General features: G+C 69.0%; 12 protein-coding genes and 2 pseudogenes. 7 read left to right on the top strand and 7 right to left on the bottom strand.

Annotated features, from left to right (window positions below; translation table 11 throughout):
- The first annotated feature begins 154 nt into the window (after positions 1-154).
- Positions 155-1,939, top strand: coding sequence for an ABC transporter substrate-binding protein (locus DVR07_RS20260; protein WP_115799128.1), 1,785 nt, complete (start codon positions 155-157; stop codon positions 1,937-1,939).
- A gap of 96 nt (positions 1,940-2,035) precedes the next feature.
- On the opposite strand, the gene DVR07_RS20255 is transcribed toward DVR07_RS20260, so the two are convergent.
- Positions 2,036-2,782: a DUF7504 family protein gene (locus tag DVR07_RS20255; protein ID WP_115799127.1), complete on the bottom strand. Its 747-nt coding sequence runs from the start codon at positions 2,780-2,782 to the stop codon at positions 2,036-2,038.
- A gap of 161 nt (positions 2,783-2,943) precedes the next feature.
- Complete coding sequence (locus tag DVR07_RS20250) at positions 2,944-4,701, bottom strand: alkaline phosphatase D family protein (protein WP_205254580.1); 1,758 nt, start codon at positions 4,699-4,701, stop codon at positions 2,944-2,946.
- 174 nt (positions 4,702-4,875) lie between these two features.
- Here DVR07_RS20250 and DVR07_RS20245 point away from each other — a divergent pair, with 174 nt between their 5' ends.
- The gene (locus DVR07_RS20245) at positions 4,876-5,322 is read left to right on the top strand and encodes a universal stress protein (RefSeq protein ID WP_115799126.1); all 447 of its coding nucleotides are present in this window, start codon (positions 4,876-4,878) and stop codon (positions 5,320-5,322) included.
- 82 nt (positions 5,323-5,404) lie between these two features.
- Positions 5,405-6,427, top strand: coding sequence for a hypothetical protein (locus tag DVR07_RS20240; RefSeq protein ID WP_115799125.1), 1,023 nt, complete (start codon positions 5,405-5,407; stop codon positions 6,425-6,427).
- A 45-nt stretch (positions 6,428-6,472) separates the two neighbouring features.
- Here DVR07_RS20240 and DVR07_RS20235 read toward each other — a convergent pair whose 3' ends face one another.
- A complete protein-coding gene (locus tag DVR07_RS20235) occupies positions 6,473-8,077 on the bottom strand; it encodes a PAS domain S-box protein (protein WP_115799124.1) in 1,605 nt (534 codons plus the stop codon).
- 329 nt (positions 8,078-8,406) lie between these two features.
- Positions 8,407-8,925: a macro domain-containing protein gene (locus DVR07_RS20230; RefSeq protein WP_115799123.1), complete on the bottom strand. Its 519-nt coding sequence runs from the start codon at positions 8,923-8,925 to the stop codon at positions 8,407-8,409.
- 170 nt (positions 8,926-9,095) lie between these two features.
- Here DVR07_RS20230 and DVR07_RS20225 point away from each other — a divergent pair, with 170 nt between their 5' ends.
- Complete coding sequence (locus DVR07_RS20225; RefSeq protein ID WP_115799122.1) at positions 9,096-10,529, top strand: aryl-sulfate sulfotransferase; 1,434 nt, start codon at positions 9,096-9,098, stop codon at positions 10,527-10,529.
- A gap of 639 nt (positions 10,530-11,168) precedes the next feature.
- Here the strand turns inward: DVR07_RS20225 and DVR07_RS20220 are convergent.
- The gene (locus tag DVR07_RS20220; RefSeq protein WP_115799121.1) at positions 11,169-11,381 is read right to left on the bottom strand and encodes a DUF7576 family protein; all 213 of its coding nucleotides are present in this window, start codon (positions 11,379-11,381) and stop codon (positions 11,169-11,171) included.
- Positions 11,382-11,512: 131 nt separating this feature from the next.
- On the opposite strand from DVR07_RS20220, the gene DVR07_RS20215 reads away from it, so the two are divergent.
- A complete protein-coding gene (locus tag DVR07_RS20215; protein WP_115799120.1) occupies positions 11,513-11,857 on the top strand; it encodes a KTSC domain-containing protein in 345 nt (114 codons plus the stop codon).
- A gap of 149 nt (positions 11,858-12,006) precedes the next feature.
- Positions 12,007-12,264 (top strand): annotated as a pseudogene (locus DVR07_RS22765) (universal stress protein); the annotation flags it as partial.
- On the opposite strand, the pseudogene DVR07_RS22760 reads toward DVR07_RS22765, so the two are convergent.
- Positions 12,151-12,429 (bottom strand): annotated as a pseudogene (locus tag DVR07_RS22760) (VOC family protein); the annotation flags it as partial. The pseudogenes DVR07_RS22765 and DVR07_RS22760 overlap by 114 nt on opposite strands.
- A gap of 59 nt (positions 12,430-12,488) precedes the next feature.
- On the opposite strand from DVR07_RS22760, the gene DVR07_RS20205 reads away from it, so the two are divergent.
- Complete coding sequence (locus DVR07_RS20205; RefSeq protein ID WP_115799119.1) at positions 12,489-13,124, top strand: hypothetical protein; 636 nt, start codon at positions 12,489-12,491, stop codon at positions 13,122-13,124.
- Between the two features lie 12 nt (positions 13,125-13,136).
- On the opposite strand, the gene hflX is transcribed toward DVR07_RS20205, so the two are convergent.
- A complete protein-coding gene (hflX, locus tag DVR07_RS20200; RefSeq protein WP_115799118.1) occupies positions 13,137-14,447 on the bottom strand; it encodes a GTPase HflX in 1,311 nt (436 codons plus the stop codon).
- Positions 14,448-14,817: the final 370 nt, after the last annotated feature.

Genomic DNA, 14,817 nt, shown 5'->3' with positions numbered 1-14,817 from the left:
TTCACCGAAACTCGGCGTTCGGTTTTCCCGCTGTTGGGTTTCTTTTTGGATAGTCGCGGCAAAACTCGCACCAACTGTTTCGGTTTTACCAAAAAGTGACCATCAAATCATAAATAATTAAATACATATGTCGCTCCGTGGTCCTTCTATTTGCATGTCCGAGAAATCCAACATGTCGCGCCGGTCCTTCCTCAAAGCGACCGGCGGGGCGGCATCGGCAGTCGCGATTTCGGGAACTGCGGCGGGTCAGGAGACGACCACGCAGCAGCAGGGGGGTGGCGGCGGCACGCTGAATCTCATCAACACCGGAACGATGAGCACGCTGGACCCCATCAAGGCGACCGACACCGCCTCCGGGACGGTGATCCAGAACGTGTTCGACGCCCTGATGAACTATCCGAACGGGGAGATCGAGGTCCAGACCCAGCTGGCGACCGGGTACGAGACCTCCGACGACTTCACCACGTACACGTTCAACCTCAAAGAGGGCGCGCAGTTCCACGGGGACTACGGCGAGGTCACGGCCCAGGACTTCGTCTACTCGTGGGAGCGACTCGCCGCCTCCGAGGAGTCCCGACGGGCGTACTTCATCCTCGACTCCATCGGCATCCAGCACGAGACGACCCAGCAGGACGGCCAGGAGGTGTACCAGTCCGGCTCGCTCGCGGTCGAGGCGGTCGACGACTACACCCTCCGGTTCTCCATGGACCAGCCGTTCCACGCGACGCTCCCGATGCTGGCGTACACGTCGTTCGCCGCGCTCCCGGAGGGCATCCTGGGCGACATCGAGGGGTACGACGGGGAGATGCCCTATCAGGAGTTCGCGACCAGCAACCCCATCGGCGCCGGTCCCTTCGAGTTCGAGACGTGGGCGCCCAACGACGAGGCCGAGGTGAGCGCGTTCGACAACTACCACGGCGAGGGCCCGAATCTGGACGCGGTCAACTGGCGCATCATCGAGGACGACAACGCCCAGTACACCTACTCGATGAACCAGAACGCCGACTACTTCCCGATTCCGACGACCTTCTTCGACCCGTCGAAGCTCACCGTCGAGCGGACCGACGACCTCGGTCGGGACGTCGGCACCTACGGGCCGGTCCGGAACGGCGAGACGCTGAACTACCTCGGGGTCTCGACCATCAGCGCCTACTACCTCGGCTTCAACACGAACCGGGTCGAGAAGCCCGCCCGGCAGGCGGTCGCCTACGCGATGAACCAGCAACAGCAGGTCGAGCAGGTGTTCAAGGGCCGCGGCACGGCGGCCTACCACTTCACGCCGCCGAACATCTACCCCGGCGGCCCCGACGCCTACGACCAGCACGCCAGCCAGAACTACCCGTACGGGTACAACCAGACCCAGCTCGACCAGGCCAGGCAGGTGATGGAGGATGCGGGCTACGGACCGAACAACCGGTACCAGTTTACCCTCACCATCTACGAGTCCAACGTCTGGCAGCAGGTGGCACAGCTGATGCGGGACAAGCTCGCCAGCGCGCACATCCAGCTGAACATCGAACGGGCGCCGTTCTCGACGCTGCTCCAGCGCGGGCGCGAGGGCAACCTGCAGGCGTACTCGCTGGGGTGGGTGATGGACTGGCCCGCGCCGGACAACTTCCTGCAGCTGCTGAACCCGCCGATGACCGACACGTCGATGGACGCACCCATCTCGTACACGAACTGGTCGGACACCCAGGCGGCCCAGCAGGCCACGCAGGCCTGGGAGCGGATACAGAACAACGCCGCGCCGACCGACCAGGCCCAGCAGGCGCGCAACGAGGCGTACGTCCAGATCGAGGAGGCCAACTGGGAGGACGTGACGTTCCTGCCGGTCTACCACCAGACCGACGAGCGGTTCTGGTATCAGAACGTCGATATCTCGAAGTTCGGTGCGGCGGGGCCGAGCCGGCAGATGTACAACACGACCGACATCCAGTAGCGAACCGCCTCGCTTCTCATTTTTCGGGGACGGGACGACTGCCGAGCGAACGCGATCTGCGGCCGATTCTCGGCGCGGGCGACTGTCGGCACCCCTTCAGAGCGGAGTCCACTCGGTCGTGATGTCGCGGGCCGGGACGTGCCATCGCTGCTGGGCGTTCCGGTCGCGGTCCGCGGGTTCGACGGCCCGGAGCTCGATGACGGCGTCCGCCTGCGAGGCCAGCGCCCGCACCGGGTCGGCGTCGCGGGCGACCGGGAGGACGTAGTGGGCCATCGCCCGGTAGTCCCGGACGCGCTCGCCGACCCCTTCGAGGCAGCGCCGGACGACGTCGACGCCGTAGTGGTCGAGCAGCGGCGCGAGCGAGTCGACCCCGACCCGGAGGTCGGCCGCCGAGAGGTGCTCGGCCGCATCGGCGGCGTCGTCGATGGCGTCGACCAGCGCCGCCTCGAGCCCCCGGAGCTCGGGGTCGGCGATGCGGGTCTCGCGGACGTCGGCGAGTTCGGGCGGGAGCTCGGCGTCGGCTGCGGCCGACCGCGGGACGCCCGCGTGGGTCACGAGCCGGGTCGTCTCGGCGATCGGTCGTGGCGCCTCCCCGGGGTCCGGGAGCCGATCCGCGACGATCCCGGGGGTCGCGTCGGTGACGGCGAGCACCCGGTGGCGCAGCACGTCGGCGTCGCCGAACAGCTGCGCGCTCGCGCGAGTGAACGCCTCGCGGGGCGCGTCCCCGACGACCAGCAGGTTGCAGCCGGTGGCCTTGAGCTCGTTCAGGAGGGTCAGGAACGCCGTGGTGTCGTCGGGCGGCAGGTCGTCCGGCGACCGCCGGGTGTGTCGGCCCGTCACCATATTGTTACTGTGTTTCCATCTTCCGCGTTATAAAATTTCCTCTCGGATATTAATTCATCTAACGCGGTCTTGTCGGGATTGCCACTCGGCTCACGCGGGCTCCGCACCGCAGATACTGCGGAAACCGCGGCGCACAGCGCCCCCGAGACTGCGCGGGCGCTTCAGAAGAAGCCGTCGTCGCCGGCACCGTCGTCGGTCCGCTGCAGTTCGACCGAGCCGGCGGGGACCCGGTACCGGCGCAGGAGCTCTCTGGACGCGTCGGGGGAGTCCCGGTCCACGTGGTAGGCCGAGTAGACCAGCCGGTCGGTCCGGACGTCGACGACCGCGTAGCCCCAGTGGCTGCTGTCGAACCACTCGACGTGGGGGTTGCCGGCCTTGAGCGCCCCGACCACCGTCTCGGTGCCGTTCTCGGGGAACTCCCCGAGCGCCACGAGGTTGTCGCTGCTGACCGCGGGCGCCATGAACTCGACACCGGTGCGCTCGCCGGGGCCGATGTCCGACAGGCCCTCATCCCCGCCGACCAGTTCGTAGTCGGTCAGCAGGTAGGCCGCGAGGTAGCTGTGCATGTCGCCGGTAAGCGCCACCAGGTTGTCGACCCCCGCCTTCTCCAGTCGGGTCAGGACCCGCTCGCGCTCGCTCCGGTAGCCGTCCCAGGCGTCGGCGTTGACAGTCACCTCGCCGCCGTCGACGAACCGGAAGGCGGCCGCCAGCACCTCGTTCCCCCAGAGCGTCCACGTCGCGTTCGAGGTCGTCATGCCGTCGAGCAGCCACTGCCGCTGGTCCTCGCCGAGCATCGTCCGCCCCGGCTCCTCGGCCGCGGTCTTCGCGGAGACGGCCGGATCGGAGTCGTCCGGTCCCGGCGGTGGCGACCGGTAGAGCCGCTCGTCGGTCATGAACAGGGCCGCGAGGTCGCCGAACCGGAACGACCGGTAGAGCCGGAAGTTGTCCTTGATGGCCTCCGGCGAGAGGCCCGACCCGTCGTCCGCGGGCGGGTCGTACTCCACGCGGGCGGGGACGTACTCGGTGTAGGCCCGGATGCCCGCGGTGTACAGCTCCCGCATGAACTCCGGGTCGTCGCCCCGCGGGTGCTTGTCGGTCTCGGGCGCCTCGGTCTCGTAGTTCCACCACCGGTCCTCGACGATCTCGTGGTCGTCCCACGTGTGGATCATGGTGTGGTTCCGGAGCGCACTCCGGAGGTCGTCGTCCGAGCGGTAGGTCCGGTAGAGGTGCCGGAAGTCGGCCAGGTCCTCGGCCTGGTCCTCGCCGCTCGGCAGGTCGATGGCCCGGTCGTCGGGCCCGTCCTCGCCGCCGTACTCGTAGATGAAGTCGCCGAGGTGGACCAGGAAGTCGACGTCGGTCTCGGCGATGTGACCGAACGCGCCGAAGTAGCCGTGGCGGTAGTCGTTACACGAGGCGACCGCGAGCCGGAGCGAGTCGGGGCTCGCGCCGGGCTCCGGTAGCGTCCGACACCGGCCGACCTCGCTGGCGTCGCCGTCGTGGACGAACCGGTAGAAGTAGCGGCTATCCGGTTCGAGCTCGCCGTCGACGTCCGCTATCGCGGTGTGGTCGCGCTCCGGGCCGAACCGGTCGGGGGGAACGAGTCCGTTGTAGACCGTGTCGTCGAACGCCTCGTCGCGGGCCACCTCGACCGCCAGCGGCGTCTCGTCGTCGTAGGCCTCGGGGTCGACCCGGGTCCAGAGCAGTGCGCCCCGCGGCGTGGGCCCGCCGCTCGCGACCGACTGGGGGAACACGGACGTCGCCGCCTCGCGGTCGACCGCGAAGGTCTCGGGGTCGGCGCCGTCGGGGGCGACTCGCGCGGCGACAGCGTCGGCGGCCGGGAGCGTCGACAGCGCGCCGCCCGCGGCGGCCCCACTCGTCACTCGCAGGACGTCTCTTCGAGAGGGCTGGTCGTCTGACACGGACGTTCCGACGCGACGGAGGCGTATAAGCGTAGGGGCGGCGCTCACGCCGGCTCGCGACCGATTTCCCCGGTTTCGGGCGCGGCCGTCGGTCGGGTAGTTTCCGCCGGCCGGCCGGCTGATCTCCTCGAGTCGTGCGCTTTATTAATGGTGACAGTTCATCAGCTATAACACATGGACCGAGCACTCGTAGTCGTCGACGCCGACGAGTCCACGAAGGAACTCGTCCGGGAGGCGGGCGAACTGGCGGCCGCCGTCGGCGCAGAACTGGTGTTGCTGCACGTCACGACCGACGAGGAGTACGAGGACAAGCGCCAGGCGATGGAGTCGATCCCCGACCGGTCGGTCGTCTACTCGGCGCCGGAGGCCCGCGAGGGCGCCGAGCAGTTCGCGGCCGACGTGGGCCGCGAGGCGCTCGACGGCGTCGACGTCTCGTGGGAGGCGGTCGGCGGGCTCGGCGACGAGCACGACCAGATCCTGCGCGCCGCCGAGGAACGCGACTGCGACCACCTGTTCGTCGCCGGCGAGAACCGCTCGCCGGCCGGCAAGGCGCTGTTCGGCGACCTCACCCAGTCGATCATCCTCAACTTCGACGGCCCGGTGACCGTCGTGACGGAGTAGTCTATGGACCGGTCGCCGGCGTGACCGAGCGGCCGACCGCCCCGACCCAACGACTTTCCCCGCCGCGCCCGTCCGGCCGGGTATGAGCCTCTACGAGCGGGTCGCGGACCTGCCGCTGACCGTCGAGTCGGTCGCGTACGACCGGCTGGAGCGCGAGACCTCGAAGTTCACCCGTGCGACGACCGTGGTGTCGCTGGCCGGCGACGGCGCGGTCGGGAAGGGCGAGGACGTGACCTACGACGCCGACCTCCACCCGATACCCGACCGGTTCGACCTCGCGGGCGAGTACACCGTCGACTCGTTCTCGGCGGCGCTGGCCGACCTGGACCTCTTCCCGGACGCCGACCCCGCCGCCCACTTCCCGCACTACCGCCGGTGGGCGTTCGAGAGCGCCGCGCTGGACCTCGCGCTCCGGCAGTGCGACGCCGACCTCGGCGACCGGCTCGACCGCGAGTACGACCCCGTGCGCTTCGTGGCGAGCCCGCCGCTGGGCGACCCGCCGCGCCCAGACGCGGTCGAGCGGTGGCGCGACCGCGACCCCGACCTGGAGTTCAAGCTCGACGCCGACGACGGCTGGACCGACGACCTCGTGGCCGACCTCGCCGGCGCGGGCGTCCGCGTGGTCGACTTCAAGGCGCTGTACGAGGACGCCGACGTGGCCGGGAGCGCCGACCCCGACCTCTACCGCCGGGTGGTCGAGTCGTTCCCCGACGCGATTCTGGAGGACCCGGCGTGGACCGACGCGACCGCGGACGCGCTCGACCCGGCCCGCGACCGGGTGTCGTGGGACTACCCGATCACCGGAGTCGAGAGCGTCCGCGAACTCCCGTTCGAGCCCGACTGGCTCAACGTCAAGCCCTCGCGGTTCGGGTCTGTCGAGTCGCTGCTCGACACCGTCGAGTACTGCGAGGACCGCGACATCGACATGTACGGCGGCGGCCAGTTCGAACTCGACGTCGGGCGGCGCCAGCTCCACCTGCTCGCCGCGCTGTTCTACCCCGACTCGCCCAACGACGTCGCGCCCAGCGCGTACAACGACCCCGACCCGCCGGCCGACCTCCCCGGTAGTCCGCTCTCGATCGGTGACGTCACCGGCTTCAGGTAGCCCTTCGGTGCCTGCGGCGGCGCTCGACTGCCGCCGTTCTCCGCGTCAGGTCGTCCGCACCTCGAAGCGAGCGCCGCCCGCCTCGCCGTCGGTGACGCCGACCTCCCATCCGTGGGCCTCCGCGATACTGCTGACTATCGCGAGCCCCAGTCCCGACCCGTCGTCGGCGGTGGTGTGGCCGTGCTCGAACACCTTCTCGCGCTCGTCCGGCGGGATGCCCTGCCCGTCGTCCTCGACGTAGAAGCCGCTCGGCGCGATTTCGGCGTCGCCCGCGTCCGGAGCAGAGGCGGTCAGCGGGCCGACGCGGACGGTGGCGGCGTCGCCGCCGTGTTCGACCGCGTCCCCGCGAGCCTGCGAGCGAGGGCTCGCGGAGCCGTGCTCCACGGCGTCCTCGCGAGCTTGCGAGTGAGGGCTGGTCGAGCCGTGCTCGACTGCGTTCCGGAACAGGTTCTCCAGCAGCTCCTGGAGCCGGCCGGCGTCGGCCTCGACCGCGGGAAGGTCGTCAGCCACCGCGAGGCTCGCGTCCCCCGTCGAGACGGACGACCAGGCCCGCCGGACCACCGCGTCGAGCGCCACCGACTCGGTGTCGCTGACGTCCTGGCCCTGGCGGGCGAGCGCGAGCAGGTCGTCGATGAGCGACTCCATCCGGCTCAGCGCCGACTCGGTCTTCTCGAAGTGGCGGTCCGCGCCGGTCCCGCGGGCGAGTTCGAGGTGGCCCTGCGCGACGTTCAGGGGGTTCCGGAGGTCGTGGCTGACGACGCTGGTGAACTCCTTGAGCCGCTCGTTCTTCCGCTCGAGCTTCCGCTTGCGCTTCCGGCGCTCGGTCACGTCGCGGGCCGACCCGAGGTGGGCCCGCTGGCCGTCGTACGTGATGGCCTGGACGCTGAGTTCGAGGTACCTGACCTCGCCCTCCCGCGACCGGATGCGGAGCTGGTAGTGGGGCGTCTGCCTGTCCGCCTTCCGGCGTTCGATCAGCTGTCGGACCCGGTCGACGTCGTCCTCGTGAACGACGTCCCACACCGGCATCCCGACGAGTTCGTCGCGGTCGTACCCGGTGAGCTCCGACACCCGGTCGTTGACGAACCGGAACCGCTCGTCGTCGTGGATGAAGATGGCGTCGTGGCTCCCCTCGACCAGCGTCCGGTACTTCTCCTCGCTCTCGCGCAGCGCCGTCTGGGAGTCGATGCGCGAGACGACCGCCGAGACGTGCGACAGCAGCAGCTCCGCGAGCTCGCGGTCGTCCTCGTCGAACGCGTCGGTCTCGCGGGACCCGGCCTGGAACACGCCGCGGTCGCCAACCGGGACGCTGAGGATGGACCGGTACTCCTGCTGGACGGGCTCGGCAACGTCCATCCGGCGCACGTCGTCGACGACGAACGACTCGCCGCTCTGGTAGGTGCGGCCGGCGATGCCCGCGTCGGCTTCGAGCGACTCGTACCCCTCGGTGGGCATCTCCGTGGAGGTGGCCACCGGGACCAGGTAGCCGTCCTCCTCGACGTCGATGCCGCAGATGTCGAACTCCAGGATCTCCTCGGCGGCGTCCACGCCGAGGCGGTAGACCTCCGCCTCGTCGTGGCAGCCCGCCATCTCGGAGGCGACCTCGTGGAGCTCCTCGATCTTCCGCTTCTCCTCTCGTAACTCCTCGCTCATGGTCGTGTTCGATTCCCCCTCTGATCTCGGCCTCCGCGTCCTCCGCGTTCGAGTCGGGCGGACGGCGTCCCGGCGGTCCGACCCCTGCTCCGGTCTCGCTCGGCCGGTAGGTCGGCACCGGGGGTAGAAGTAGATTTCCCCGGTACGACGGCCGGACGACCTGCCTCCCCGAACGCTGCCGGTCGCCGCTGCGCCGCCGCTCCGCGACCCCAGCGCGGCGTCGACTCCGGGCTCCGACCGGACGTCCAGCGGTTCGAGCGCATGCGAGTACGTCTCCGACCGAACGTTACGGAAAGCTGGTAAATACAGATTTCGTTCTATACTAAAAATCAAACACTTTCGGGCTCGCGAACGCTTTCGGCGACCGACCGAACCGTCTCGTACTCCTCGTCGGCGTACGCGACGAACCGGACGTCCGAGAGCGAGTCGGCCTCGTGGGCGGCGATCTCCCCGCAGACGATGCGGGCGCCCTCCCGGAGGTCGAACCCGGCGACGCCGCACCCCAGCGCGGGAATCACGAGCGACTCGGCGCCAAGCTCCTCGGCCACTTCCAGGCCGTTCCGGGTCGCGTGGCGGATGCTCTCGGCGGTCGCCTGCCCGTCGCCGTAGTGGGGCATCGCGGCCGCGTGGACGACGTGCTCGGCGTCCAGCCCGTAGGCGTCGGTGACTGCCACCTCGCCGAGGTCTACCGGGCCCTCGGCCATCGCCGCCTCGTTCAGCTCCTCGCCGGCCGCCCGGCGGAGCGCGCCCGCCACGCCGCTACCCATCCGGAGGCTGGTGCCCGCGGCGTTGACCAGCACGTCGGCCCGCTGCTCGGCGATGTCGCCCTGGATGACGCTGAACTCCATACGCGGTGGTCACGCCCACCGACGCCAAGGGACTGACGGTAGTGTCGAGCGAGTGGCGACGTGACGACGCTCGCAGCCGGGTTTCGAGTTGTCGTCTCCGATTAGTTGATACTGACTTCACCGGGAAAGAGGACAAAACCCATATATTCCGTCTGGCTGTATCGGGGTGTATGCCGAACGACTGGAAGGCGCGCCTCTCCAGGCCCTGGGTGGTCCGCGCCGTCGTGTTGCTGGTCATCGCGTCGCTACTCGTTCCCTCCGCGGTCTCCGCGCTCACGTACGAGCCCTCCCACACCGACCTCCAGAAGGGGACCATCGAGTCCCCGGCGGAGGGGACGACGGTCATCTCGATACAGGGATTCAAGTTCCAGGGGCAGTCCAGCGGGAAGAAGCCCGCCCGCGTCGTCGGGGTCGGCCCCCGCGGTGACGTGAAGTGGATCCACAACGGGAGCGACCTCGATGTCACCTGGTTCTACGACGTCGACCCCGTCAACGGGAGCAACATCCTCGTCAGCGGGACCCGCAAGGGCGGGACGACCGTCTACGAGTACGACCCCCAGAACGACGAGGTCGTCTGGCGTGAGCGGTTCGACGAGGTCCACGACACCCACGACGTCGACCTCATCAACGGCGACCAGCTGCTCGTCGCCAACATGCGGAACTACAACACCACCAGCGAGGTCAACGAGGACCGCGTCTTCATCTACGACCGCGGCAGCGACGAGGTCGTCTGGGAGTGGCAGTTCCGCAAGCACACCGACTGGACCAAGGAGCAGGGCGGCACGTACGCCGCCGAACCGCCGAAGAACGACTGGACCCACGTCAACGACGTCGACAAGATAGCCGAGGGGCAGTACCTGATCTCGCCGCGCAATATGGACCAGGTGATGGTCATCAACCGCTCCACGAAGGAGATCGACATGCGCCTCGGGAGCGATCAGAACTACGACGTGATGCACGAGCAGCACAATCCCCAGTACCTGGAGAGCAAGAGCGGCAACCCGACGATTCTGGTCGCCGACAGCGAGAACGACCGCATCGTCGAGTACGCCAAGCGCGGCGACGACTGGGAGCAGACGTGGCAGCTCGGGTCCTCCAAGAGCTTCAACTGGCCGCGGGACGCCGACCGGCTGCCGAACGGGAACACTATGGTGGTCGACTCGATGAACAACCGCGTGATGGAGGTCACCCCGCAGGGCGAGATCGTCTGGGAGTTCTACGCGCCGTGGGCGCCCTACGACGTCGAGCGCATCACCTACGGCGACGAGGCGGACGAGGCCGGGAACCTCTCGACCATCGCCGACATGAACGCCGCGGGCGAGTACGCCGTCTCCAACAGCGCGGGGCTGACGCCCGGCACGGGCGACCGGCTCACGTTCGCGCAGTGGATGTCGGCCGCGTTCGCGGGGACGCCAGTCGCCGAACCGGTCGACTCGTTCGCCGAACGGTGGGCCCACGTCACGCCGTGGATCCGTCCGGTCTGGATGGGGCCGTGGGACTTCGTCGGCGTCGTGTTCGCCGCGCTCCTGCTGGTCGGCTGGGCGCTCGGCGAACTCGTCTACAACCGCAAGCGCATCTCCAGCGGCGTCCGGCGAATCGCCTGATCGCCGCTCTCGCAACGCGACAACGGCGCAGTTTCCCAGTTCTCTTCGAGGTGTGAAATGGACGTCGGGTGCAGAGCGTGCATCTATCCGCCTCCTCAGCTCCGGATTTTTCGAAATCTCTCGAACTGTCACCTACACAGCAGTTATATATCGAACGAGCCAACGTTTCCGTATGACTGGCAATGGCCCCGACTCGAATAACCCATTGTCACCGTATTATCCGTCGGAAACTCCCAGTATACCGGGGAACGGTCGGAAATGGTTTGCCGTTCTCGTAGTTCTGACGTTCTTGATCGGTGCAGTGTATGAAATTCTCTCCCTCGTAGTCTCGTTGTGAGCTAGGAGCGGAGGAGTCCATTCCCCGTGTGAGACGAGCACCACGGAATACTCGCTGTAGTAAGGCCGTAAACCGGAAAGCGGGGAAGCAGTCGGGTTTCGGGCAGTCACCCGTGAATGCGGCAGTAGATTGCTGTCAGAGGCACTCGTGCTTGGAGGGGGCTGCCGCTATTACTACCTCCTCAGGGGTCGATAATAGTAGCTCTACCTAATTGATTAGGCCCAAAATATACGTGCGAGTCTCTCTCACGCACGATGGCCTCGAATACGGGTTCTATCTTCTCCGGCTCGCCGCGGCTCCGGTCACTCCCCCGTGTCGCGGTCGCGCTTCCACTGCTCGATGCAGTCCTCGCCGCAGAAGTGGTAGGTCCGCGCGACCACGTCGCCGACCTCCGAGACGCTCTCCTCGCGGAACATCGGGTGGGGCTCGAACAGGTCCAGGGTCGTCCCGCAGACGACGCAGCCGACGAACTGGCTGTCGGCCTCGTCCTCGTACTCGCCGTAGATTTCGGGCATGCCGGAGGGTACGCCGGCGACGGGGGTATGTGTACCGCCTCGCTGACGGGCCTCGGACAGCCGACTCCGTCCGCCGCGCTCGCCCGCCGACGGCCGATGCATTCAGTGGCTCCCCCGGCGTGTACGGGGCCATGAAGGCCGTCACGACGGCGGGCGACCGCATCGAGTGCGACCAGCTCGAGGAGGGACGGCACGGGGTGGTGCTGTACCACGCCGACCGAATCGTCGGCTACGTCCCCTACGAGCGGCTGGAACGGGTCGCCGAGACCCGGAGCCCGGTTGCGTCGAGCTCCATCCGGTCCATCGGCTACAGCGACGAGGACGAGACCCTGGAGATCGAGTTCGAGAGCGGGGGCGTCTACCGGTACGCCGACGTCGCCCGGGAGACCTACGAGGCGTTCCTGAGCGCGCGCTCCCACGGGTCGTACTTCCACGAGAACATCCGCGGGCAGTACGACTACCACCGCATCCGGTGAGCCGGTATCGGACCACCGCATCGAGGGGTCGGTGCGGCTGGCGGTGCGGACGGCGCTCCGGCCCGGCCGGCGGGTCGACTGACCGACGCTCCGCCGGAATCGGCCATCGCCGGTTAAACCCGGCGGGTCGTAGTCGGGAGGACCCGGCCATGTTCGACCGCATCGCGGTACCGACCGACGGGAGCGAGGGGGCCGAGCGCGCGGCGGGTCACGCCCGCGCGTTCGCGCTGACCGTCGGCGCGACGGTCCACGTCGTCAGCGTCGTGGACGAGCGCCGGCCCCGCACGGTCGACGACGGGACAGAAGTCGGCCGACCCCGACTCGGGACTCTCGGCGTGCGGGTCGTACTCGTCGCCGGCCGGGTGGACGTTGAGCTTCGCGCTCTCGAACGCCAGCGCGACCCGGCCGTCGCCGAACTCCTCGCGGTCGGCGACGTCGAGCGTCTCGGCGTAGAACTCGCAGGTCGCCTCGACGTCGGTCGCGTACAGGACCAGGTGGTCGATTCCGGTGACTGCCATACCGTCTCCTCGCGGGGAAGACCCGAAAGTCTGTGGTTCGGTAACATTCGACATTGCAGGGACCGCCCGGTTCACGTCAACTTTCAAGTCTCCCCTCCACGAACGTCAGCACAATGTCACTCATCGAGCGCCTGCTCGGCGACGACGGCGACGACGCGGAGGACCGGATCGAGACCGCCCGCGAAGCGGCCGACGACGCCCTCGAGCAGCGCGTCGCGGTCGACGCGCGCGGCATCGAGGACGCGGCCGTGACCGGCGTCGCGGTGGTCAACGAGGGCCCCGACGAGGAGCCCGTGACGGTTCCCATCGCGCGGTTCTCGCTCGGCGAGGACGTCGAGTCGCCCGACTTCGACCTCGTGTGGGACCTCGTCGGCGAGGCGATCGGCGCCCTGACACCCGCCTTCGCGGGCGAGGACGTGTTCGTCCGCCACTTCGACGTCCAGTTCACCTTCGACGGGGACGAACTGTTCGAGGCCGAGGAGTGTCGCCGGGTCGCGGTGCCGCCCGAGCTCGCGGACCGGTTCGTCTCGGAGACCGGGTTCGGCGTCGACGACCTCCGGGCCGCGGTTGAGGACGGTCACGACATCGACGACGAGATCGCGCCGGTCGCGTGGGGCGAGTGCAAGGACTACAGCCGCAACTCCGGGATGGCGGTGATCGCCGCGAGTTCGGCGGCGAGCGCCAGCGCCGCCAGCTGCGCCGGCGCGGGGAGCGCGGCCGCGGGCTGCGGCGGCGCCGGCGGCGTCTGAAGCGGCCGTCCGTCAGTTCTCTATCGGTTCGCCCCCGAGCGCGTCGGCCTTCGCCTCGGCGCGCTCGACGATGGACTGTCCGGCCTCGAACGCGACTCGAACCTCGTCGCCGCCGTAGGTCACGTCGCTCACGTCCGCCCGGTCGTAGAGCCACGACACGAGGCTCATCGCCTCGTCGCGGTTCGGCAGGACGAGTTCGACCGCTCGGCGGTCGGGCAGCGCCGCGGCGAGGCGCTCGCGGAGGGCGTCGAGGTTCCGCCCCGCGGCGGCGCTGACCGCGACCGGGTCCGAGACGAGCCCCCGAATCGCGTCCTCGCGCTCGGCGAGGGCGTCCTCGTCGAGCAGGTCGACCTTGTTGAGCACCGGGACGACCTCGCCCTCGGCGTCGGCGAGCAGGTCGAGCCCCGTCTCGATCTTCCGACGGAGCTCCCCGGGCGGGTCGCTCGCGTCGACGACCAGCGCGACGCAGTCGGCGTCGCCCGTCGCCGAGAGTGTGTCGTGGAACGACGCGACCGTCTCGTGGGGCAGGTCGTCGACGAACCCGACGGTGTCGGTCGCGAGCGTCCGGCGGCCCTCGATGGTGGCCCGGCGCGTCGTCGTGTCGAGCGTCTCGAACAGGCGGTCCCGAATCTCGGCGGTGCCGTCGAGGTCGGCGTGGTCGGGCTCGCGGGCCTCGAAGTCGAGGTCGTCGGCGAGCCGGTGGAGCAGGGTCGACTTCCCGGCGTTCGTGTAGCCCGCGAGCGCGACGAACTCGAACCCCTCCTCGCGCCTGCGCTCGCGGCGGGCCGCGGCGTCGTCGCCGCGCTCGGCGAGCTTCCGGTCGAGTTCGTCGATTCTTCGCTCGACGTCGCGGACGCGCTGGCCGCCCTGCTCGTCGTGCGCGAGGTCCTCGCCAGCTAGCTCGCGGGTGACCTGCTCGCGGACGCGGGGCAGGTCGTACGCGAGCCGGGCGCGCTCGACCTGGAGGGCGGCACGCTCGCCGCCGGCCCGCTCCGCGAAGATGTCGAGCACGAGCCGCTGCCTGTCGAGGACCGCGGTCCCCTCGGGGCACGCCTCGCCGAGTTCGTGGCTCTGGGTCGGTGAGAGGTCGTTGTCGACCACGACCGCGTCGGCGCCTGTCTCGGCCGCCGTTCCGGCCAGTTGCTCGACCTTGCCGGGACCGAGGTTCGTGGCCGGGTGCTCGGTCCGCGTCTGGGTCACCTCCGCGACGACCTCGTACTCCGCGGCCTCGGTCAGCCGCCGTATCTCGGTTGCGTCGGGCACGCCGGCGTCGGCGTCGTCCGGGTCGGCGCGCTTCGCGATGACTGCGTTCTGTGATTGCATGGATGGGTGGTTCGTGACTGCGGCGATTGCTCTGCGCTACCCCGACTCGATTCGGCGGTCCGAGGCGAAACGCGCCTCGCTGCGACTGTCTCGCGTACCCGAACCGGCCGACGCCCTGCGGCACAGTAGGCGACGACAGCGAAACTCGGCGCCACGGCGACGCGGTCGGCGCGACCGCTGAACTGCAGTGCACGCTGCGCGACCGCGGACGTTCGACCGGTCAGCGGCGGAGGAGAGAGGTCTTCATACGACCGTGTCTCGAAGTTGTCCGGAATCCGTTATAAAACTTCGGGATGCACGGGTCGGTGCGACGCGGCGCGGCCGCGAGTTCGGCAACCGGACCTATGGGTCGGGAGGTCGTACGCCGGAT

This window comes from Halorussus rarus, assembly GCF_003369835.1.
In the GTDB taxonomy this organism is placed as follows: Archaea; Halobacteriota; Halobacteria; order Halobacteriales; family Haladaptataceae; genus Halorussus; species Halorussus rarus.
This window is presented reverse-complemented; position numbering and strand designations above follow the sequence as displayed.

Excerpts from the sequence above, each read along its gene's own strand:
- DVR07_RS20260 (WP_115799128.1), top strand. The coding sequence starts at position 155 with ATGTCCGAGAAATCCAACATGTCGCGCCGGTCCTTCCTCAAAGCGACC.
- DVR07_RS20255 (WP_115799127.1), bottom strand. The coding sequence starts at position 2,782 with ATGGTGACGGGCCGACACACCCGGCGGTCGCCGGACGACCTGCCGCCC.
- DVR07_RS20245 (WP_115799126.1), top strand. The coding sequence starts at position 4,876 with ATGGACCGAGCACTCGTAGTCGTCGACGCCGACGAGTCCACGAAGGAA.
- DVR07_RS20240 (WP_115799125.1), top strand. The coding sequence starts at position 5,405 with ATGAGCCTCTACGAGCGGGTCGCGGACCTGCCGCTGACCGTCGAGTCG.
- DVR07_RS20235 (WP_115799124.1), bottom strand. The coding sequence starts at position 8,077 with ATGAGCGAGGAGTTACGAGAGGAGAAGCGGAAGATCGAGGAGCTCCAC.
- DVR07_RS20230 (WP_115799123.1), bottom strand. The coding sequence starts at position 8,925 with ATGGAGTTCAGCGTCATCCAGGGCGACATCGCCGAGCAGCGGGCCGAC.
- DVR07_RS20225 (WP_115799122.1), top strand. The coding sequence starts at position 9,096 with ATGCCGAACGACTGGAAGGCGCGCCTCTCCAGGCCCTGGGTGGTCCGC.
- DVR07_RS20220 (WP_115799121.1), bottom strand. The coding sequence starts at position 11,381 with ATGCCCGAAATCTACGGCGAGTACGAGGACGAGGCCGACAGCCAGTTC.
- DVR07_RS20215 (WP_115799120.1), top strand. The coding sequence starts at position 11,513 with ATGAAGGCCGTCACGACGGCGGGCGACCGCATCGAGTGCGACCAGCTC.
- DVR07_RS20205 (WP_115799119.1), top strand. The coding sequence starts at position 12,489 with ATGTCACTCATCGAGCGCCTGCTCGGCGACGACGGCGACGACGCGGAG.
- hflX (WP_115799118.1), bottom strand. The coding sequence starts at position 14,447 with ATGCAATCACAGAACGCAGTCATCGCGAAGCGCGCCGACCCGGACGAC.